Below are 19819 nucleotides of genomic sequence, written 5' to 3'. Positions count from 1 at the left end.
GTGGTTAAACCAAGGTTTTGGAGCCCTTTGATCCACATCAATACGATTTTTGGACGATTCTGCGATTGTTTCGTGCAACCAACAGAAGTCTCTCCATGAACACTACACAAAAAGATCTGATCTTCGATCCGGACCTCATCCGCAAGTTCGATGTGAATGGACCGCGTTACACGTCCTATCCCACTGCGGACCGTTTTGTCGAGGCTTTCAACTCCGAGGCGCTGGGGCATTGGCTCGGCAAGCGCACCATCGGCGGGATCGGCAAACCGCTTTCATTATACTTCCACATCCCCTTCTGCAATACGATCTGCTACTACTGCGCCTGCAACAAGATCATCACGAAGGACCACGGGCGCTCAGCCAAATATCTGGCCTACCTCGAGAAGGAGGTCGATCTTCAGGTTGCTAGCCTTGAAGGCCCGCGGGAGGTTCTGCAACTGCATCTGGGAGGTGGTACGCCCACCTTCCTCTCCCACGATGAGTTGCGCCAGCTGATGGGCATCGTCAGGAAGCACTTCACTCTGGTGCCGGATGGCGAGTACTCCATCGAGGTTGACCCCCGCAAGGTGGATGAGCCCACCGTGGCACTGCTGGCCGAGCTGGGCTTCAATCGCATGAGTGTAGGCATCCAGGATTTCAACCCGGATGTTCAGAAGGCGGTTAACCGGGTGCAGAGCGAGGAAGAAACCCGCCTGGTGATTGACGCCGCGCGCGCCCATGGTTTCAAGTCCATCAGCGTGGACCTGATCTACGGATTGCCCAAGCAGAACGTGATCAGCTTCAACCGCACCCTTGAGCAGATCCTGAGTCTGTCGCCCGACCGCCTGTCGATATACAACTACGCGCACCTGCCCAGCCTGTTCAAGCCCCAGCGGCGCATCATGGATGCCCAGCTGCCGTCCGGCGAGACCAAGCTGCAGATCCTGCAGCTGGCGATCCGCCGCCTGACCGAGGCAGGTTACGTGTATATCGGCATGGACCACTTCGCCAAGCCAACCGACGAACTCACCACTGCCCAGCGCCAGGGGCGGCTGCATCGCAACTTCCAGGGCTACTCCACCTACGCGGAGTGCGATCTGCTGGCTTTCGGCGTGTCGGCCATCGGCAAGGTCGGCCCCACCTACGCCCAGAACGTCAAGACCCTCGACGAGTACTACGACATCCTCGATACCGGCCGCCTGCCGGTGCTGAGGGGCATCGAGCTGACCCCGGACGACCTGCTGCGGCGTGCCATCATCCAGGCCCTGATGTGCCACTTCGAGCTCTCCATCGAATCCATCGAGATTGCCCACTTGATCGATTTCAAACGGTATTTTTCCGCCGAGCTGGCTGATCTTCGGGAGATGGAGAAGGGTGGGCTGCTGAAGATCGACGATCAGTGGATCTCGGTGCTGCCGGCCGGCCGCATGTTGGTACGGGCCATCGCCATGGTCTTCGACCGCTACCTGCGTTCGGACCGTGAGCGCACCCGATACTCCAAGGTGATCTGAGCAAACCGGCCCGGTTTGTACCGGGCTAGAATGCCAACGCAAGTGCGATTTCCTGCGCCCCGTGCTTCCGCGGGGCGCTTTGCTTCTAGGTCTGGAACATGCCCGAAACCGGCTATCTCGCAGTCTTTCTGATCGGCCTCCTGGGAGGTACTCATTGTGTCGGTATGTGCGGCGGCATCGTGAGTGCCCTGACGGTGAACACCGTGCGCATGCCCGGTGAGTCCCGCCGTGAGTGGCCATTGCACCTTGCCTACAACATCGGCCGCATCTCAAGTTACACCCTGGCGGGAGCTGCAATGGGGGCCATTGGGACGGTGGGCATGCTCTTCAACGACATCCTGCCCATCCAGTTAGGCCTGTATGTGGCAGCCAACCTGATGCTCATTGCCCTCGGGCTCTATCTCACGGGCTTCACCCGCGCTTTGTCGGGAGTAGAGCAGCTGGGCCATCGTCTGTGGGCCCGCATCCAGCCCCTGACCCGGCGTTTTCTGCCAGCGCGCACCGTGGCCCAGGCCCTGCCGCTTGGCTTGCTGTGGGGCTTCCTGCCATGTGGCCTGGTTTATAGCGTGCTGGCCACGGCTCTGGTTACCGGCGCCGCCGAGCGGGGGGCCATGCTGATGCTGGCCTTTGGCCTGGGAACGCTGCCGAATCTGCTGTTGGCCGGTCTGCTGCTTAAGCGCCTGAAGGATCTGGTGCGGAACCGCGCGGTGCGGACGGGGTCTGGATTGGTGGTGCTGGCATTCGGGGTGTATGGCCTGGTGACAGCGCCGACCCTTGGCAGCAACCTGTGGAACGGGGTTGTCTGCCACTTCTGATACAGGCAGGGAGCAGTACCGTGAGCCAGGACGTGAGTTGCGATTTTTCCGTGAGTGGCATGACCTGTGCGGCCTGTGCTGCGCGTCTCGAAAAGGTTCTGAACCGTCTGCCCGGCGTTGAGGCGAGCGTGAACTTTGCCGCGGAAACAGCGCGGGTGCGCTATGCGCCTGGTGCGGTCGAAACGGCAGCGATTGTTGCTGCGGTGGCCAGGGCCGGCTTCACCGCAACCCCCGTTGCCGTTCGCGACCGCGAGGCCGACAAGGCCCGCAAGGCAGACGAGGTGGCCGCCGAACTGCGCCTGTTCTGGCTGTCAGCCGGGCTCAGCTTTCCCTTCCTGGTCCAGATGGTCGGCATGTTCGGTGCCGACATGGCGGGCAGCCACCATGCGGATCTGCTGCCCCGCTGGCTTCAGTGCCTGCTGGCCACGCCGGTCCAGTTCTGGATCGGCCGGCGTTTCTACACCGGCGCGTGGGCCTCCCTGCGCGGCGGTGGGGCCAACATGGATGTGCTGGTGGCCCTGGGCACTAGCGTGGCGTACTTCTTCAGTCTGGCGGTAGTCGTACTTGGTCGCCACGACCTGCACGTGTATTTCGAGGCCTCGGCCAGCATCATCACCCTGGTGCTCCTCGGCAAGTTGCTGGAGGCCCGGGCCCGGGCACGCACCTCGGCGGCCATCGAGGCCTTGCTGCGCCTGCAGCCGCCGACGGCTTGGGTCGAGCGAGCAGGGCAACTGGTCGAAGTGCCGGTGGAGCAGGTGATGGTGGGCACTGTCTTCGTGCTGCGTCCAGGGGATGCTGTTCCGGTTGATGGCCTGGTGCTGGAGGGTGAGTCGTCGGCCGATGAGGCCATGCTCACCGGCGAGAGTGTGCCGGTGGCCAAAGTGGTGGGTGATCAGGTCTTTGCCGCCACACTGAACGGCGACGGTGTGCTGCGTTGCCGGGCGAGCGGCGTGGGTGCCGAAACCCTGCTGGCGGGCATCGTGCGCCTCGTTGAGCAGGCGCAGGGCGGCAAGCCGGCCGTGCAGCGTCTGGCCGATCAGGTGGCTGCCGTCTTTGTGCCGACCGTGGTGCTCATTGCTCTTGTCACCTTTCTGGGTTGGTGGTGGTTCGGTGGCGAGGTGGCGCCGGCGCTGGTCAATGCAGTTGCCGTGCTGGTGATCGCCTGCCCCTGCGCCCTGGGTCTGGCTACGCCGACGGCAGTGATGGTGGGGACGGGGCAGGGGGCTCGCGCCGGCATTCTCGTCAAGAACGCCGAGGCGTTGGAACTGGCTGAGAGAATCAAGGTGCTGGTGGTGGACAAGACCGGCACCCTCACCGAAGGCCGGCCTGCCGTTCTCGACGTACGGATGGTCCCTGGGGCAGCCCGCGACGACCTGCTGGCTCTGGCGGCGGGGCTGGAGCAGACCAGTCACCATCCTCTGGCCCGGGCCGTGGTGACGGCTGCTCAGGAAGCCGGCCTGTCCTTGAGTCTGCCCGAGGCCGTCCAGGCGGTCAGCGGCAAGGGCATTACCGGGCAGGTGGCGGGGCAGCGGGTGATGGTCGGCTCTCCAGATTTTCTGGCCGCTCAGGGCACGCCCCTGCCGGCGGATGTGCTTGAGCCCTTGCTCGCCGCTGCGCTGACGCCGGTGGGGGTACTTGCCGATGGCAAGGTGCTGGGGGCCCTGGGGCTCGCCGACCCTCTGCGCGCCAGCTCCAGGGCGGCGGTCGCACGCCTGCAAGGCCTCGGGGTGAGGGTGGTGATGCTGACCGGCGATCATCCTGCTGTGGCCGCGCGGATCGCGGCGGAGGCGGGAATAACCGAGTTTCGCGCCCAGGTCATGCCTGAGGGCAAGGCCGAGGCCGTTGCGGCACTGCGTGGCGAAGGGTTGGTCGGGATGGTGGGGGACGGGATCAACGATGCGCCTGCGCTGGCGGCTGCAGATGTGTCCTTCGCCATCGGGGCGGGTTCCGATGTGGCCATCGAAGCCGCCGACCTGACGCTGGTCCGCAATGATCTGGCCGGAGTTGCCGATGCAATCTCCCTGTCCCGGGCGACCCTTGGCAAGATCCGCCAGAATCTGTTCTTTGCCTTTATCTACAACATTCTCGGTATCCCCGCGGCGGCCTTCGGGCTGCTCAACCCGGTGATCGCCGGTGCGGCGATGGCCATGAGTTCGGTGTCGGTGGTGAGCAACTCCCTGCTGCTCAAACGCTGGCGCCCGGGAAAATCAGACTGAAAGGAAACATCATGGAAGAAGTGCTGATCAAGGTGGCCGGCATGAGCTGCCAGGGCTGCGTGAAGAACCTGACCGGGGCTCTGTCGGCAACGCCGGGTGTGGGCAGTGTGGCGGTTTCGCTGGAGCAGGGCGAGGCACGGGTCGGCTATGACCCGGCCCGGGTTTCGGCCAACGCTCTGCGCACCGTGGTGGAAGACTGCGGTTTTGACGCAGCCTGAGCTGATTTCCGCCATAAGGGTTTATCCGATGGGCGCACGGCTCACATATAATGCTGCGCTGTCTTACATCTAATAACGGGAGGTAGTGATATGGGTTTCGATCAGGTCAAGGCCGGCAAGGACGTTCCGAACGACATCAACGTGATCATCGAGATCTCCGCTCAGGGCGATCCGATCAAGTTCGAAGTGGACAAGGATAGCGGCGCGATCTTTGTTGACCGTTTCATGGGTACGTCCATGCGTTACCCGATCAACTACGGCTATGTGCCCCACACCATCGCCGGCGATGGCGATCCGGTGGATGTGCTGGTCGTCACTCCCTTCCCGCTGGCTCCGGGCGTGGTCATCCGCTGCCGCCCCGTCGGCGTGCTGAAGATGGAAGATGACGGCGGCGTCGACGCCAAGGTCGTGGCCGTTCCTGTCTCCAAGCTGACCCCGCTGTATGACAAGGTCCAGACCACCGACGATCTGCCCGAACTGCTGATGAAGCAGACCGTGCACTTCTTCGAGCACTACAAGGATCTGGAACCCGGCAAGTGGGTCAAGATTCTGGGCTGGGGCACCGTCGAAGAGGCCAAGCAGGAAATCCTGAACGGTATCGCTGCTGCAGCCAAGTAAGTTGGCGCTTCCGTTGCAAGCGAAGGCCCGCTGCATGCGGGCCTTTTTACTTTCAGGCTGCCAGCCCGGCGGCGTGGCCCGAGGCCCAGGCCCACTGGAAGTTGTACCCGCCCAGATGGCCGGTGACATCCATTACCTCTCCGACAAAGTACAGGCCGGGCACGTCGCGGGTCTCCATGGTCTTTGACGACAGGGTGCGTGTATCCACCCCCCCCAGGGTAACCTCCGCCTTGGCGTAGCCGAGGGTGCCGTTGGGTGTGATTGCCCAGCCTGAGAGGGCGGCGGCGATGGCATCCAGCTCCCGGGCGTTGAACTGGTGGGTGGGCTTGTTCCAGCCCCGCTGGTCGCACCAGGCCTGGGCGAAGCGCTTGGGCAGGCGTTCGGTAAGCAGGTTGGCCAGCAGGCTCTTGCTGCGGGCGCGCTCCCCCAGCCAGTCGCGGACGTTCTCGGCAGGAAAGAGATTGACCGTGACCTGGCTGCCACCGTCGGCCTCCCCGTAGTCCCGCGCCTGCCAGTAGGACGAGGCCTGCAGGATCACTGGCCCCGACAGGCCGCGGTGGGTGAACAGCAGGTTCTCACGGAAGCGCCCGGCACCACATTCGGCGACCGCATCGAAGGCCATGCCTGATAGCTCCTTGTAGATGGCGAGCTCCTCGGGCGGCAGGGTCAGGGGCACCAGGGCCGGCTTGGGGGGAATGATGGCGAGCCCGAACTGCTCGGCGATCTTGTAGCCCAAGGGAGTGGCGCCGATCTTGGGGATGGACAGGCCGCCAGTGGCGACCACCAGGCTGGCGCAGGTGAGTTGTCCGTGGCTGGTCTCGAGAACGAAGCGTGCGTCCGGCGTGCTGCCGGGGGCGACCGACTGGAGCGTGCAGGGCATGGCCCAGCTCACCTGGCCGTCTTCGCATTCGGCGCGCAGCATGTCGATGATGTCCTGGGCCGAGTCGTCGCAAAAGAGCTGGCCATGCTCACGTTCGTGCCAGGCAATGCCGTGATGGTCCACCAGCCCGATGAAGTGCGCCGGGGTGTAGCGGGCCAGGGCCGAGCGACAGAACTGGGGGTTGCGGGACAGGTAGTTGGCTATACCCACGTCAAGATTGGTGAAATTGCACCGCCCTCCGCCGGAGATGCGGATCTTTTCGGCAAGCTTGTTGGCGTGGTCCAGGATCAGCACCCGACGTCCGCGCTTGCCAGCCCCAGCGGCACACATCATGCCCGCAGCTCCGGCGCCGATCACGATCACGTCGTAGTGGGAAATTCTGTAGGGGTTGTTCATGGCGGTAGGGTGGAGGGCGCGGGGACGGGCCCGGAGGATAGACCGCGGCTTGCGTTCCGGCAAACACCGCGCAGAACATCATTTTCAGCACAGTCTTCCCCTGCTAGGCTTCCGGGATGCAGGAATGCTCGCCCCCGCGACTGGCGCGGAGAAATAGGGATACGACGAGATGGGACAGAAAGTGCGCGTAGCCGGTCGATCGGCCAAGTGGGCACTGTGGGGTGCAGGTGTTTTTGCGGTGATTGGTGTTGCAGGCTTTCTGATTGCGCCGCCCTTGGTCAAGTCAGTGGCCCAAAGCACCTTGTCCGATCTGCTGCACCGGCCGGTGAGCATCGAGGGGGTTTCCATCAATCCCTACGCCCTGTCGGCCGAGGTTCGCGGCTTTCGCATGCAGGAGCGGAACGGTGATGCGACAGCGCTCAGCTTCACGTCGCTTTACGTCAACCTTGGGCTGGAGTCTCTGTTCCGGGGCGGGGTGGTGGTTGAGGAGCTGAAGCTCGTCGAGCCGGTGGTCAGCGTGGTTCGCCTGGAAGGCCGGCGCTTTAACTGGTCGGATGTGATCGACGAGATCCTCAGCAAGCCGGACGATGGAGCTTCCAGCCATTTTGCCGTCAACAACATCCGTATCGAAAAGGGACGAATCGATTTTGACGACAGGCCAGAAGGCAGCAAGCATGCCTTGACCGAGCTGGCGCTCGGCCTGCCCTTTGTCTCCAACATGCCGTCCCACGTCACCACCGTTGTCGAACCCCTGCTGGCTCTGAAGGTGGATGAGGCGCCCTTCGAATTGCGTGGCAAGGCCCTGCCGTTTTCTCCCAACCGCGAATCGCTGGTCAATCTGCGCATTGACCGTTTCGACCTGACCCGCTACGTGGATTACATTCCTGGCGAGAAGACTTTCCGCCTGCCCGGTGCGCTTTTTTCCTCCGATCTGGAGCTGCGCTTCACCCAGCCCCCCGGCGGTACGCCTGATCTGAGCGTGAAGGGCACGCTGGGCCTGGATGGGGTGGAGGTCCAGCACGCGGATGGCGGCCCCGCCATCAAGCTGAAAGCGGTGCGTGTGGAGGTCGACAAGTTTGCTCCCCTGGGCGGTGAGCTGGCCCTCGGCAGCGTGTCCATCGACAAGCCAGAAGTCAGCGTGAGCCGCAGCCGGGATGGCCAGCTGAGTCTGCTCGCCCTGGTGCCGAAGCTGGGCTCCGGGCCCAGCCTGCCCGACCAGCAGGGCGCTCCCGCGCCACAGGCCCCGCCCAAGCCCAAGCCATTTGTCCTGTCCCTGGCCGAGTTCAGGCTCGCCGACGGGCGTGTCCATGTCACCGATGATCTGCCCGCCGGCCCCTACCACAAGACCCTGCAGGATCTGCACGTCTCGCTGCGTCAGCTGCGCCTGCCGGGCAGTGAGCCGGCGGCCCTGGATTTCGGTTTTGCCACCGAGTCGGCGGAGACCTTCGAGCACAAGGGCAGCCTCGCCATCGAGCCGTTGAAGGCGAGTGGCGCGCTGCTCGTCTCCGGCATCGATGTGCCGGCCCTGAAACCCTATCTTGACGCTGTGTTGAAGCAGACCGAGCTGCTGTCGGGCAAGGTCGATGCCCGGCTGACCTACGAAGTGTCCCTGGCCGGGGGTGAGCCCAGGATGGGGCTGAAGGCCGAGTCTATGAAGCTCAACGACCTTGGGGTACGCCTCAAGAGCGAAAAGCAGCCTCTGGCCCGCGTCGGCCTGTTGGAGCTGCGGGATGCGGACGTCGACCTGGCTGGCCGCAAGGTGACGGTTGGCGAGGTCGTGGGCAGGGCGACGCGGCTCGGTCTCGTGCGGGGCAAGGACGGGATGTTGAACATTCAGCACCTTGCCGGTGAGAGCGCTTCCGGCGGTAAGGCAATGGCGGCGAAGCGGAGGCCGGCGGCAGCGGCGGGCGGCGGAGGCGCCCCGGCCAAAGACTGGCAGGTGGATGTCAAACGTGTAGCCCTTGATGATTGGGGCGTTAGGCTGGAAGACCAGACCCTGGCCCCGGCTGTGGTGCTCAATGTCGAGCCCCTGAGTCTGAAGGTGGAGGGTTTGTCCACGGCAAAGGGGGGCAAGGCAAAGCTGAACCTCCAGGCTGCGGTGAACAAGCGTGGTCAGATTGGTGTTGCAGGCACCTTGGGGCTGGCGCCTCTGGCCGGCAGCCTGGATCTGGATCTGAAGGCCGTGGATCTTGCCATGCTCCAGCCCTATGTGACCGAGCGGGTCAAGATTGCGATCACCCGTGGCAATGTGACTTCTCGGGGGCGGCTGGCCTTCGAGTTGTCGGCGGCGGGGGGGGTGAAGGGGGGCTTCAAGGGTGCCCTCACGATCGGCAACTTCGCCTCGGTGGACAAGCTCAATGCAGCGGATTTCCTGAAGTGGAAGTCGCTGTATTTCGGCGGCATGGATATCCGTCTCTCGCCCCTGGCGGTGAGCATCGACGAGATCGCCCTGAGTGATTTCTACACGCGCCTGATCCTGGACGCCCAGGGTGGGCTGAACATTCGCGAGATCACCGCCCAGCAGGCCGCCGAGAAGAAGGAGGTGGCAGAGCTGAAAGCCGCGACCGAGGCCACCGCACCAGCCCAGTCGCTGCCGCTCATCCTGATCAAGCGCATCAGTCTGCAAGGGGGCAACATCGCCTACAGCGACCGCTTCATCCGCCCCAACTACGATGCCAACCTGACGGGTATGGGCGGGCAGCTCAGGGGGCTCTCGTCCGATCCGGGCACCATCGCCGAGCTGGATCTGCGAGGCAGGGTGGATGACGCTGCGCCGGTGGAAGTGGTGGGCAAGCTTAACCCCTTCCGCCAGGACAAGGCCCTTGATATCCACGCTTCGGTGAAGGGTTTCGAACTCTCCGGGGTTTCCACTTATGCGGCCAAGTATGTGGGTTATGGCATTGAGAAGGGCAAGCTGTCCGCTGAACTCAATTACAAGGTGGAGGATCGCAAGCTCACCGCGACGAATGAGATCTTCCTGGATCAGCTCACCTTCGGCGAGCATGTGGACAGTCCGAATGCGCTCAAGCTGCCCGTGCTTCTGGCGGTGTCCCTGCTAAAAAACAGTCGAGGGGAGATCGACCTCAAGCTGCCGGTGGGCGGGTCTCTGGATGACCCCGAGTTCAGCGTTGGTGGCCTTGTTTTCAAAGTGATCGTCAATCTGATTGGGAAGGCCATTACCTCACCATTCGCCCTGCTTGGTTCGATGTTCGGTGGCGATAGCGAGGAGTTGGCGTGGGTGGATTTCGACCCCGGGTTCGCCCGGCTGCCGGAATCGGCAGAGGCCAAGCTGAAGGCCATCTCGCGTGCCATGACAGAGAAGCCTGGCCTCAAGCTCGACATTGCCGGGCGGGTGGACACGCTGAATGATCCGGATGGGTTTAAGCGGGCCTTGTTGCTCGGTAGGGTTGAAGCCCTGAAGGTAAAGGAAATGGCGAAGAAGGGAGAAGCGGTGGAGGAAGGCGGGCGGGTGTCGATTACCCCAGCCGAGTACCCCGTGCTGCTTGGCAGGGTCTATGCCACCGAGAAGTTCCCCAAGCCCCGCAATATGATTGGCCTGGCCAAGGAGCTGCCCGTTGCGGAGATGGAAAAGCTGATCCTTGCCAGCATCCCGGTCGGTGACGACGAGCTGCGCCTGCTCGCCCAGCAGCGGGCTCAGGTGGTCAAGAGCTGGTTGGTGGAGCAGGGCAAGGTGCCGGCCGAGCGTGTCTTCCTCCTCGCCCCGCGCAGTGGCGATGACGGAAAGCAGCCCAAGGCCCGGGGCAGCCGGGTCGATTTTTCCCTGCGCTGATTATCAGGAGCCGCACATGAGAGTGGAGAAACTCGATGCCGCTGCACGCCAGGCGGCGCTGGCTACGCTTGCGGGCTGGCAGGCACACCCTGATCGGGATGCCATCCGCAAGATCTATCGCTTCGCCGACTTCAACACGGCCTTTGGCTGGATGAGCCGCGTTGCCCTGATGGCCGAAAAGCTCGACCATCATCCGGAATGGTTCAACGTGTATGGGCGGGTCGAGGTCGTCCTGAGTACCCATGATGCCGGTGGTCTAAGCGCCCTCGACATCCAGCTTGCCGGCTTCATGGATGCCGCTGCCGCCCTATGTGGCAGTGCGGCATGATTGTCTTTGCCGAGGGTGCTAACCTTCGGTCACCGGATCTGTAGTTTTCAGCGATTTCGGCGTTCATGGTGTCTGGGCCGGCAAGAAGAGTCCAGACAGCCCAAGGGAGAATACAGCTGATAAATATGGCATTTGACTGGAGTGGAGCCCTGAAGCGATCGCGCGGGCGCGCCGAATCGTCGGGGGAGAAGCAGGCGGAAGACCGGCGCACCTGGAAGCGTTTTCCCTATGGTGATCGGATCTACCGTTACGGGGGGACGGCGCTCCAGAGCAATTGGTCCCGCTTGCATCGCGGCGACCGGGAGCCCTATCCCTCACTCGACAGCCTGGATGCGTTGTTGCAGGCCAATCCGGCTCTGGCACGCAGTGTGGCTGCGCCGGAGGTCGTCATTCCGTTGCTGGAAGACGCTTGGCGGGCCTATCACGCCGGCGATTTTGCCGATGCGGTGGATCACGGGCTGGCTGCCGGGCCAGTGGGGCTGGTTGTCTCGGCTCGTGCCGCAGCGGTCTATGCCTCACATCTCGAAGAGAGCGAGGCTCGGCGCGTGGTCATTCTGCGTGATGTGGTGGAGTCCTGTTCTGCACTGGTGCAACTGGCACCCAACTGGGCCAGCGCATGGTATGTGCACGGACTGGCGCTCGGGCGATTCAGCCAGAACATCTCGGTGGTTCGCGCGCTGGCTCAGGGGCTGGGCGGAAAGGTTCGGGAAAGCCTGCAGAAGGCAATCGATCTCGAGCCCGGGTATGCGGATGCCCATGTCGGGCTCGGGGTGTATCACGCCGAGGTCATCGACAAGGTGGGGGCGATGATGGCGGCCTTTACCTACGGTGCGCGCCGGGAGGCGGTTACCGAGCATTTCGAGGCCGCCCGGGCCCTGCATCCCCAGTCGCCGGTGGTGCTGGCCGAGTATGCGCGGTCTACGGCACTGGCCTTTGGCAACTTGTACCAAGGGCGGGCCCATCAGATCTTTGCTGAGGCGGCGACCCGTCAGCCCGCCGACGCATTGGAGCGGCTCGATGTGGAGTGGGCCCTCGGCGAGACCGGATAGGCCCTGTCAGCTAGACCTTGGCGCGTACCAGACGCGCCTTTTCGCGAGCCCAGTCACGTTCCTTTTCGGTCTCGCGCTTGTCGAACTGCTTTTTACCCTTGGCCAGGCCCACGGTGGCCTTCACCCGCCCCTTGGTGTAGTGCAGGTCGAGGGGGACCAGCGCGTAGCCCGCGCGCTCAACCTTGCCGATCAGCTTGGCAATCTCTTCTGCATGGAGCAGCAGCTTGCGGGTGCGGGTCGGATCGGGGTGGATGTGGGTTGAGGCTGATTCCAGCGGCGTGATGTGCATGCCCACGATGACGATCTCGGCGCCACGGATTACCACGTAGCTTTCCTTGATGTTGGCGCGCCCAGCGCGAATGGCTTTGACCTCCCATCCCTCCAGTACGAGGCCGGCTTCGTACTTGTCCTCGATGAAGTAATCGTGGAAGGCCTTGCGGTTGTCGATGATGCTCATTGGCGTAGGCTTGAACGGACGCGTAAAATCGCGCATTTTAACAGCTCGGTAGTCCGCCCGCGCCCCGATGGCAGCCGTCAAGAAAATTGTCCTGATCGAGTTCACGCCGGCCCAGATGTTCGATCTGGTGGATCGTTGTGAGGATTACCCCAAGTTTCTGCCCTGGTGCGGCGGGAGCGAGGTGCATGCCCGCGACGAAAAAGTCACCAAGGCCACGCTTCACATCAACTACCACGGCATCAAATCCCACTTCAGTACCGAGAACGACAAGGACTACCCCAGGCACATGCACATCCGCCTGACCGATGGGCCCTTCACCCACCTGGACGGTAGCTGGGATTTCACCCCCCTGGGTGACGCTGCCTGCAAGGTCGAATTCAACCTGCATTACGAGTTCTCCAGCCGTCTCATCGAGAAGGCGGTCGGTCCAGTGTTCAGCCACATTGCCAACACCTTTGTCGATTCCTTCGTCAAGCGTGCCGGGCAGATCTACACCAGGAGCTGAAATGAGCGATTCGATCAACGTGGATGTCTGCTACGCCCTACGCGATCGCCAGGAAATCGTGCATCTGCGCCTGCCTGAGGGCTGTACGGTGCAACGGGCCATCGAGGCGTCGGGCCTGCTCCAGAAGCACCCAGAGATCGATCTCGTCAAGAGCAACAAGCTCGGTATCTTCGCCAAGCTGGTTAAGCCTGATGCCGTGCTGCGGGACAAGGACCGGGTCGAGATCTACCGGCCGCTGATCGCCGACCCGAAAGAGGTGCGGCGCAAGCGCGCTGAAGAGGGAAAGGTGATGAAGAAGGGGGGGGGGCCAGCGGAAGACGCTGCCTGAAGCCCGGCAGTCGCGTCGGGCGGCCTTAGTTGCAGTTCTTTTCCAGGGTGGCGCGGGTGTGGTCCGCTTCGGCGGCGCGTTCTTCGTCACTCATCATGATGACTTCACCGGCATCGTTGTAACGGCCCATGCGCTGCCCGTTGCTCACCCCGGCCAGGTATCTCCGCAGGTCGGCGCATTCCTTCTGCTTGCGCTCGTTCTCGATCTGATCCTTGCGAGCCTTCTCTTCGGCTTCGGCGGCTTCGGCCCGGCGCTTGCGGAAGGCCTGCTCCTTCTCGGCGTAGGTCTCGCCGACTATGGGGCGGGGAAGGCCCGGAGCGCTTTGGGCAGCAGGGGCCGTCGGCGCCAGGGGCGCCTGACGGATTGTGCGCGTCTTGTTGCCTTCGGCAGGGGGCGTGTCGGAGTAGTGAACACGGCCGCTGGCATCCTTCCAGCTGTAAATGCTCTGTGCAGCAGCCGAGGTAGCCGCGCAAAGCAGCAGCATGGAAAGCAGTTTGTGGAACATTGGGGACTCCGTCAGGACAAAGCTTTTGCCGGTAAGCGGCAAGCTACGTATAATACGGATTTGATTCAAGGGATTAAAGCTATGCGAGTGATTCAGAAGGCGCTGACGTTTGATGACGTCCTTCTTGTCCCCGCCCATTCGAGCGTTCTCCCGCGCGACGTCAGCCTCCAGACGAAACTCACGCGCAACATTACCCTGAATATTCCGCTGGTGTCCGCAGCCATGGACACCGTCACCGAAGCGCGTCTTGCCATTGCTCTCGCCCAGGAAGGCGGGATCGGTATCGTTCATAAGAACCTTACCGCGCATCAGCAGGCCGCCGAAGTGGCCAAGGTAAAGCGCTTCGAATCGGGCATCCTCAAGGATCCGATCACCATTCCGCCGACCATGACGGTCCGCGAAGTGCTGACCCTGACCCGCAGCCACAAGATCTCCGGCCTGCCGGTGGTCGATAATGGCAAGGTCATCGGCATCGTCACCAACCGCGACACACGTTTCGAGACCAATCTCGACCAGCCCGTGTCCGCCATCATGACGCCCCAGGCGCGCCTCGTGACCGTCAAGGAAGGCACCAGCCTCGACGACGCCCGTGCCCTGATGCACAAGCACCGCCTCGAACGCGTGCTGGTCCTGAATGATGCTGGCGAACTGGCCGGTCTCATCACCGTCAAGGACATGATGAAGTCCACCGAGCACCCGCTCGCCGCCAAGGATGGCCACGGCCGCCTGCGAGTGGGGGCCGCCATCGGCGTGGGTGCTGGCACCGAAGAGCGCGCCGAGCTGCTGGCCGAAGCCGGGGTGGACGTGATCGTCGTCGATACCGCCCACGGTCACTCCCAAGGCGTGCTCGACCGGGTCAATTGGGTCAAGAAGAACTTTCCGCAGGTCGAGGTCATCGGCGGCAACATCGCCACTGCCGCTGCTGCATTGGCGCTGGTCGAAGCCGGCGCCGATGGCGTCAAGGTGGGTATCGGCCCAGGTTCGATCTGCACCACCCGCATCGTCGCCGGTGTCGGCGTGCCCCAGATCACCGCGGTTGACAACGTCGCCACGGCGCTGGCCGGTTCGGGCGTTCCGCTGATCGCCGACGGTGGCATCCGCTACTCCGGTGACATCTCCAAGGCCATCGCCGCAGGGGCCAACGTGGTCATGCTGGGCGGCCTGTTTGCCGGCACCGAAGAGGCGCCGGGCGAGACCGTGCTGTTTCAAGGCCGCTCCTACAAGTCCTACCGGGGCATGGGTTCCCTGGGTGCGATGCAGCAGGGTGCGGCTGATCGCTACTTCCAGGAGAACGACGGCAACGTGGACAAGCTGGTGCCGGAAGGCATCGAAGGCCGGGTGCCCTACAAGGGCGCGGTGACGGCGGTGATCCATCAACTGATGGGCGGCCTGCGTGCCTCCATGGGCTATGTGGGCTGTGCCACCATCGACGAAATGCGCTCCCGCGCCGAGTTCGTCGAGATCACCTCCGCCGGCATCCGTGAATCCCACGTCCACGACGTGCAGATCACCAAGGAAGCGCCGAACTACCACGTGGATTGAGGCTTCCTGGTCTCGTGGCAGGCAAAGGGTAGCCCGAGGGCTGCCCTTTGTGCTTTCTGGCGCCCTTCGCCAGTTGTTGGCGAAGGGCATCATGTTGGGGAATGCAGCGTTTTGCTGAACCTATTGCCTTGGGCACACTCCACATCACCATGCTGACCCGAACCTCCCAAGACTCCACCTCCGCTGCCGCGGCCCTTGCGCCGGTGGTCGAGGTAAGCGGCCTCTCCCGCGCCGTTGCCGCCGATGACGGCAACACCCTGCATATCCTCGACGACGTGTCCTTTCGCATCCTGGCGGGTGAGGCAGTGGCCATTGTCGGTGCCTCCGGCTCAGGCAAGTCCACGCTGCTCGGCCTTCTGGCTGGGCTGGATGAACCCAGTGGCGGTAGCGTGACGATCCGTGGCCAGAACCTGTTTGCCCTTGATGAAGACGGACGGGCTGCCCTGCGTGGTGCCTGCGTCGGCTTCGTCTTCCAGTCCTTCCAGCTGCTTCCGGCGCTGACCGCGCTCGAGAACGTGATGTTGCCTCTGGAGTTGGCCGGCCGCGGCGATGCACGCAAGGAGGCCGAATTGTGGCTCGGTAGGGTCGGGCTGGGCGCGCGCCTGGGGCACTACCCGCGCCAGCTGTCGGGTGGCGAGCAGCAACGCGTGGCCGTGGCTCGGGCCTTCGCGCCCCAGCCGGCCCTGGTGCTGGCCGATGAACCCACCGGCAATTTGGACGTGGCCACTGGCGATGCGGTGATCGAATTGATGTTCTCCCTCAACGCAGAAGCCGGCACGACGTTGGTGCTTGTTACCCATGACAACGCCCTGGCTGCCCGCTGCGGCCGGACGCTGCGTCTGGCCGGAGGGCGCCTGGTGGAAGGGTGAAAGCAGGGAAGGGCATGACGGCAGCCCCGTCAAGAGTATGCCGATGCCTTGAGCCGGGGAGGTCGAGTGAATTCGACCTCGGACTTCAATCAAGGATCTGCCCGGGTCTCAGCCCATCAGCAGCGAGCCTTCCTTTAGCCCGTAGCGCTTGAGGATGCTTCGGGCCGTGCCGACGCCGCTGCGTATGGCGGCTTCGATGGTGGCCGGGTAGGGGGAGTCTACGTAGTCCCCGGCCAGCCAGATGCCGGGCTCTGGCGTGGTGGCTGCGGGCCGCTGCAGGCCCGGCGTGCATGCAAAGGTGGCGCGCTTTTCGGTGATGGTCTTTGACCACCTGAGCGCCGGCAGGGGGCCGAGGGCCTGCTGCAGTTCGGCCACCAGCGCCATTTCAAGCGCTTCGCGGCTGATCTCCTGATGCGCCCCCCGGGCGCTGATCACCACTCCCACCAAGCCTTCCGGGCCGCCCAGGGCTGCCCGGTCGAAGGCCCACTGCCCATAGCCGCCGTCCAGACCGATCATCGGCTCGGGAAACTTCACCGGCCCTTCAAAGGCCAGCCAGCTGGTGACGATGGGCTCATGGCGCAGGGCGTCGATGCAGGCTACCACTGGCGCCATGGCCGGCAGGCCTGCCACCAGCGGGGCGACGTGATAGGGCGCGGTGGCGATGATGACCTGGTCGTAGCGGGTGGACCAGGGGTCACCGTCCAGCCGGTAGCCGCCCTCGTGGGCCTCAATGGCCTTGATGGGTTCGGCGCTTCGGACCTGATGGCCGCGCATGGCCAGCCAGCGCGACGCCGGCACCGGAAACAGCTCGGAGAGATCGACCCGCGGAATCAGCAGGTCGGAGGCCGAGGCTGCGGCTGCCAGGCTGTCTTTCAGAACGTTGGCGAAGACCTGGGCCGATGCCTGATCCACCGGGGTGTTGAGGGCTGCCACGCACAGGGGCGCCCAGATCAGGCGGGTGAGGGTGTCGGTCTGGCCGCTCTCGGCCAGCAGCTCGGACACCGGCTGGTCAGGCTCGACCCGGTAGGCCTGGCGCTTGAGCTGGCTCATCAGGCGGGCCATGGCGCGTTTGTCGGCCCAGCTCAGGCCCTTGGCCCGCAGCAGGCCGAGGGCCAGGTGAAGCGGGGCGGGCAGGGCGGCGGCGCGCAGTTCGCACAGGCCGGGATAGACCAAGGCCAGGCGCCGGGTTTCCAGCACGTTGGGGCGTACGCCCACCAGGCGCAGCATGCGCAGGGTTTCTTCGTAGGCGCCCAGCAGGATGTGCTGGCCGTTGTCAAGACCGTAGTCGAGCTTCTCGACCACCCGGGCGCGGCCGCCCAGGGTACGGGAGGATTCAAACAGGCTGACCCGGGCTCCGCCCCGGGCGAGGGTGACGGCGGCGGCGAAGCCGGCGTAGCCGCCGCCGATGACGGCCACCTGAGGGCTTGTGCTCATCCCTTGAACCAGGTGGTGCCGGCCAGCCAGATCTTGCGCAGCGGGGTGAGGGAGGTACGCCGGTCGAGTACCAGGAAGCCGTCGGCCTCGATTTCGTCGAGCAGGCTGCGGTAGATGGAGGCCATGATCAGACCCGGGCGCTGGGCCTTGCGGTCTTCGGCGGGCAGCTGGGCAAAGGCCTGGTCATAGAACTGGCGCGCCCGCTGAGCCTGAAACTGCATCAGCTCCCGGAAGGCGTCGGAATGCTGACCGTCGAGGATCTGCCGCGCCGGCACGTTGAAGCGCTGCAGCTCGTCGATGGGCAGGTAGATGCGGCCGCGCCGGGCGTCCTCGCCCACATCGCGGATGATGTTGGTGAGCTGGAAGGCCAGGCCCAGGTCGTGGGCGTATTTGAGGGTTTGGCGGTTGGTGTAGCCGAAGATCTCGGCCGACAGCAGGCCCACCACGCTGGCCACCCGGTAGCAGTAGAGGTGCAGGGCCTTCCAGTCCAGATAGCGGGTCTGCTGCAGGTCCATCTGCATGCCGTCGATGATCTCCAGCAACTGCTCCCGGGGCAGGTTGAAGCGCTTGCCCACGTCCTTGAGGGCCTGGCCCACCGGGTGCTGGGGCTCGCCGTCGAAGATTTGCGCCACTTGGTGGCGCCACCAGTCGAGCTTGGTCTGGGCGATCTGCATGTCGTGGCATTCATCGACCACGTCGTCCACCTCGCGGCAGAAAGCGTACAGGGCCGTGATGGCCTGGCGCCTCTCAGGCGGCAGGAACATGAAGCTGTAGTAGAAGCTGGAGCCGCTGCTGGCAGCTTTTTCCTGGCAGTAGGCGTGGGGGTCGCTCATGGGGGTCACCGGGTGGCGGCGCGCCAGGCAAGGCGCAGCCAGTCTGTCTTGCCAAGCTTCGGCCGGCGTGCGAAGACGTCATAGCCGTTGGCTTCGATCCTGTCGAGTATGGCGAGTCCGCCCTGCACCACCAGGCGCAGCTCCCAGCCGATGCGCCCGGGCAGGCGCCGGGCGAGGGGGGCGCCCGCGTGCATCATCTGGCGGGCACGCTGGATCTGGAAGTCCATCAGGGCGGAGAAGTTGTGGGTCACCTGGCCGCTGGCGATGCAAGCTTCGGTAACGCCGAAGCGCTCCATGTCGGCCAGGGGCAGGTAGATGCGTTGCTTTTGCCAATCCACGGCCACGTCCTGCCAGAAGTTGATAAGTTGCAGGCTGGTGCAGATGCGGTCGGACATGGCCAGGTTGTCGGGGGTGTCGGCCTTGTACAGGCACAGCATCAGCCGGCCCACCGGGTTGGCGGAGCGGCGGCAGTAGTCGCAGAGCTCGGCAAAATCGGCGTAGCGGGTCTTGCCCACGTCCTGGCTGAAGGCGTCGAGTAGATCGCGGAACAGGCCGGCCGGCAGCTTGAAAGCGCGCATGTTGCGCCCCAGGCGCTCGAAGATCGGCACCAGGGTGGGGTCGTCGAAAGGGCGCTGCTGCTCGATGGCCAGCAGGGCCCGGCGGTAGTCGTTGAGGCGCGCCAGGCGCATCACCGGCAGGGCATCACCCTCATCGGCGACGTCGTCGGCGCTGCGGGCGAAGGCGTAGATGGCCTCGACCGGCTCGCGCAGGTGCGCGGGCAGCAGAAAGGAGGCAACCGGGAAGTTCTCGTAGTGGTCGACGGGCATGGGCGCGCGGAGTATACCCTGCGCACGTAACGGAACCGACCGTTCCCGCCACCCTCTGATACGCCATGCTCGAAATCGAAAAGCTGTCTCGCCATTTCAATGGCCGCGCTGTGCTCCGGGAGGTGTCCCTGCAGCTTCAACCCGGCGAATACGTGGCCATCGTCGGGGAGTCGGGGGTGGGCAAGTCCACCCTGCTCAATCTGGTGGCCGGCCTGGACAGGCCCGATGGCGGCCGTCTGTGCCTGGACGGGGAAGAGTATGGCCGTCGTGACGAGGATGCCCTGACCCGCTTGCGCCGGGACAAGCTGGGCTTCGTGTTCCAGGCCTTCCACGTATTACCCCACCTGACGGTCGGCCAGAATGTGGCCCTGCCTTTGTGGTTGCAAGGGCAGGATGCGGCCGCAGCGGCAGTGCCGGCCCGGCAACTGCTCGACGCCGTGGGCCTGGCGGAGCGGGTCGACAGCTGGCCGCGGGAGCTCTCGGGTGGCGAGATGCAGCGCGTCGCCATCGCCCGGGCGCTGGTGCATCGGCCGCGTCTGGTGCTGGCCGACGAGCCTACCGGCAACCTGGACCCGGCCAACGGCGACAAGGTGTTGCGCCTGCTCGCCACGCGCATCCGCGAGGCGGGCGCCATCGGCATCCTGGTCACCCACTCCCTTGAAGCAGCGGCTACCTCCGACCGGGTGCTGCGCCTGACGCCGGAAGGCCTGTGCGGATGA

The 19819-nt window shown here is 64.2% G+C and carries 19 protein-coding genes; 13 read left to right on the top strand and 6 right to left on the bottom strand.

Annotated features, from left to right (window positions below; all coding sequences use genetic code 11):
* Window positions 1-95 precede the first annotated feature (95 nt).
* From hemN to ppa, 5 genes are all read left to right on the top strand, one after another.
* Window positions 96-1490, top strand: a complete 1395-nt coding sequence (gene hemN, locus PHI64_RS00265) for an oxygen-independent coproporphyrinogen III oxidase (protein ID WP_299876788.1) — start codon at window positions 96-98, stop codon at window positions 1488-1490.
* A gap of 98 nt (window positions 1491-1588) precedes the next feature.
* Window positions 1589-2305, top strand: coding sequence for a sulfite exporter TauE/SafE family protein (locus PHI64_RS00260; protein WP_299876785.1), 717 nt, complete (start codon window positions 1589-1591; stop codon window positions 2303-2305).
* 20 nt (window positions 2306-2325) lie between these two features.
* A complete protein-coding gene (locus tag PHI64_RS00255; protein ID WP_299876782.1) occupies window positions 2326-4521 on the top strand; it encodes a cation-translocating P-type ATPase in 2196 nt (731 codons plus the stop codon).
* Between the two features lie 11 nt (window positions 4522-4532).
* Window positions 4533-4739 (top strand): heavy metal-associated domain-containing protein, encoded by a 207-nt coding sequence (locus tag PHI64_RS00250; protein WP_299876779.1) that lies wholly within the window; start codon window positions 4533-4535, stop codon window positions 4737-4739.
* Between the two features lie 90 nt (window positions 4740-4829).
* A complete protein-coding gene (ppa, locus tag PHI64_RS00245; protein WP_296563386.1) occupies window positions 4830-5357 on the top strand; it encodes an inorganic diphosphatase in 528 nt (175 codons plus the stop codon).
* Between the two features lie 52 nt (window positions 5358-5409).
* Here ppa and PHI64_RS00240 read toward each other — a convergent pair whose 3' ends face one another.
* On the bottom strand, window positions 5410-6633 hold the full coding sequence (locus PHI64_RS00240; RefSeq protein WP_299876776.1) for an NAD(P)/FAD-dependent oxidoreductase: 1224 nt from the start codon (window positions 6631-6633) through the stop codon (window positions 5410-5412).
* Between the two features lie 169 nt (window positions 6634-6802).
* On the opposite strand from PHI64_RS00240, the gene PHI64_RS00235 reads away from it, so the two are divergent.
* The 3 genes from PHI64_RS00235 (at window position 6803) to PHI64_RS00225 (ending at window position 11800) form a co-directional block, all read left to right on the top strand.
* On the top strand, window positions 6803-10423 hold the full coding sequence (locus PHI64_RS00235; protein WP_299876773.1) for a DUF748 domain-containing protein: 3621 nt from the start codon (window positions 6803-6805) through the stop codon (window positions 10421-10423).
* 16 nt (window positions 10424-10439) lie between these two features.
* The gene (locus PHI64_RS00230; RefSeq protein ID WP_299876771.1) at window positions 10440-10751 is read left to right on the top strand and encodes a 4a-hydroxytetrahydrobiopterin dehydratase; all 312 of its coding nucleotides are present in this window, start codon (window positions 10440-10442) and stop codon (window positions 10749-10751) included.
* A 125-nt stretch (window positions 10752-10876) separates the two neighbouring features.
* Window positions 10877-11800 (top strand): hypothetical protein, encoded by a 924-nt coding sequence (locus tag PHI64_RS00225; protein WP_299876768.1) that lies wholly within the window; start codon window positions 10877-10879, stop codon window positions 11798-11800.
* A gap of 10 nt (window positions 11801-11810) precedes the next feature.
* Here PHI64_RS00225 and smpB read toward each other — a convergent pair whose 3' ends face one another.
* On the bottom strand, window positions 11811-12257 hold the full coding sequence (gene smpB / locus PHI64_RS00220) for an SsrA-binding protein SmpB (RefSeq protein WP_299877295.1): 447 nt from the start codon (window positions 12255-12257) through the stop codon (window positions 11811-11813).
* Window positions 12258-12324: 67 nt separating this feature from the next.
* Here smpB and PHI64_RS00215 point away from each other — a divergent pair, with 67 nt between their 5' ends.
* Entirely contained in the window at window positions 12325-12762 is a 438-nt protein-coding gene (locus PHI64_RS00215; protein ID WP_299876766.1) for a type II toxin-antitoxin system RatA family toxin, read from the top strand.
* Window position 12763: 1 nt separating this feature from the next.
* Complete coding sequence (locus PHI64_RS00210; protein WP_299876763.1) at window positions 12764-13090, top strand: RnfH family protein; 327 nt, start codon at window positions 12764-12766, stop codon at window positions 13088-13090.
* A 25-nt stretch (window positions 13091-13115) separates the two neighbouring features.
* Here PHI64_RS00210 and PHI64_RS00205 read toward each other — a convergent pair whose 3' ends face one another.
* Window positions 13116-13595 (bottom strand): DUF4124 domain-containing protein, encoded by a 480-nt coding sequence (locus tag PHI64_RS00205; protein WP_299876760.1) that lies wholly within the window; start codon window positions 13593-13595, stop codon window positions 13116-13118.
* An 81-nt stretch (window positions 13596-13676) separates the two neighbouring features.
* On the opposite strand from PHI64_RS00205, the gene guaB reads away from it, so the two are divergent.
* Both guaB and PHI64_RS00195 read left to right on the top strand, forming a co-directional pair.
* Window positions 13677-15137 carry an IMP dehydrogenase gene (gene guaB / locus PHI64_RS00200; protein WP_299876757.1) on the top strand — a complete coding sequence of 487 codons (1461 nt, stop codon included), beginning with the start codon at window positions 13677-13679 and terminating at the stop codon, window positions 15135-15137.
* Window positions 15138-15286: 149 nt separating this feature from the next.
* Window positions 15287-16006, top strand: coding sequence for an ABC transporter ATP-binding protein (locus tag PHI64_RS00195; protein WP_299876754.1), 720 nt, complete (start codon window positions 15287-15289; stop codon window positions 16004-16006).
* A gap of 108 nt (window positions 16007-16114) precedes the next feature.
* Here the strand turns inward: PHI64_RS00195 and hpnE are convergent, their stop codons facing one another.
* Genes hpnE through hpnC form a run of 3 tightly spaced genes read right to left on the bottom strand, consistent with a single transcriptional unit; the run spans window position 16115 to window position 19100 of the window.
* Window positions 16115-17440 carry a hydroxysqualene dehydroxylase HpnE gene (gene hpnE / locus PHI64_RS00190; RefSeq protein ID WP_299876751.1) on the bottom strand — a complete coding sequence of 442 codons (1326 nt, stop codon included), beginning with the start codon at window positions 17438-17440 and terminating at the stop codon, window positions 16115-16117.
* Window positions 17437-18273 carry a presqualene diphosphate synthase HpnD gene (hpnD, locus tag PHI64_RS00185; protein WP_299876748.1) on the bottom strand — a complete coding sequence of 279 codons (837 nt, stop codon included), beginning with the start codon at window positions 18271-18273 and terminating at the stop codon, window positions 17437-17439. The genes hpnE and hpnD overlap by 4 nt, the downstream gene beginning before the upstream one ends.
* Before the next feature lie 5 nt (window positions 18274-18278).
* Entirely contained in the window at window positions 18279-19100 is an 822-nt protein-coding gene (gene hpnC / locus PHI64_RS00180) for a squalene synthase HpnC (protein ID WP_299876745.1), read from the bottom strand.
* 65 nt (window positions 19101-19165) lie between these two features.
* Here hpnC and PHI64_RS00175 point away from each other — a divergent pair, with 65 nt between their 5' ends.
* Complete coding sequence (locus PHI64_RS00175) at window positions 19166-19819, top strand: ABC transporter ATP-binding protein (protein ID WP_299876742.1); 654 nt, start codon at window positions 19166-19168, stop codon at window positions 19817-19819.

The sequence above is a fragment of the Zoogloea sp. genome (assembly GCF_028689785.1).
Lineage (GTDB): Bacteria > Pseudomonadota > Gammaproteobacteria > Burkholderiales > Rhodocyclaceae > Zoogloea.
The sequence above is the reverse complement of the archived record's forward strand: the minus strand, read 5'-3'. Positions and strand labels throughout refer to the sequence as shown.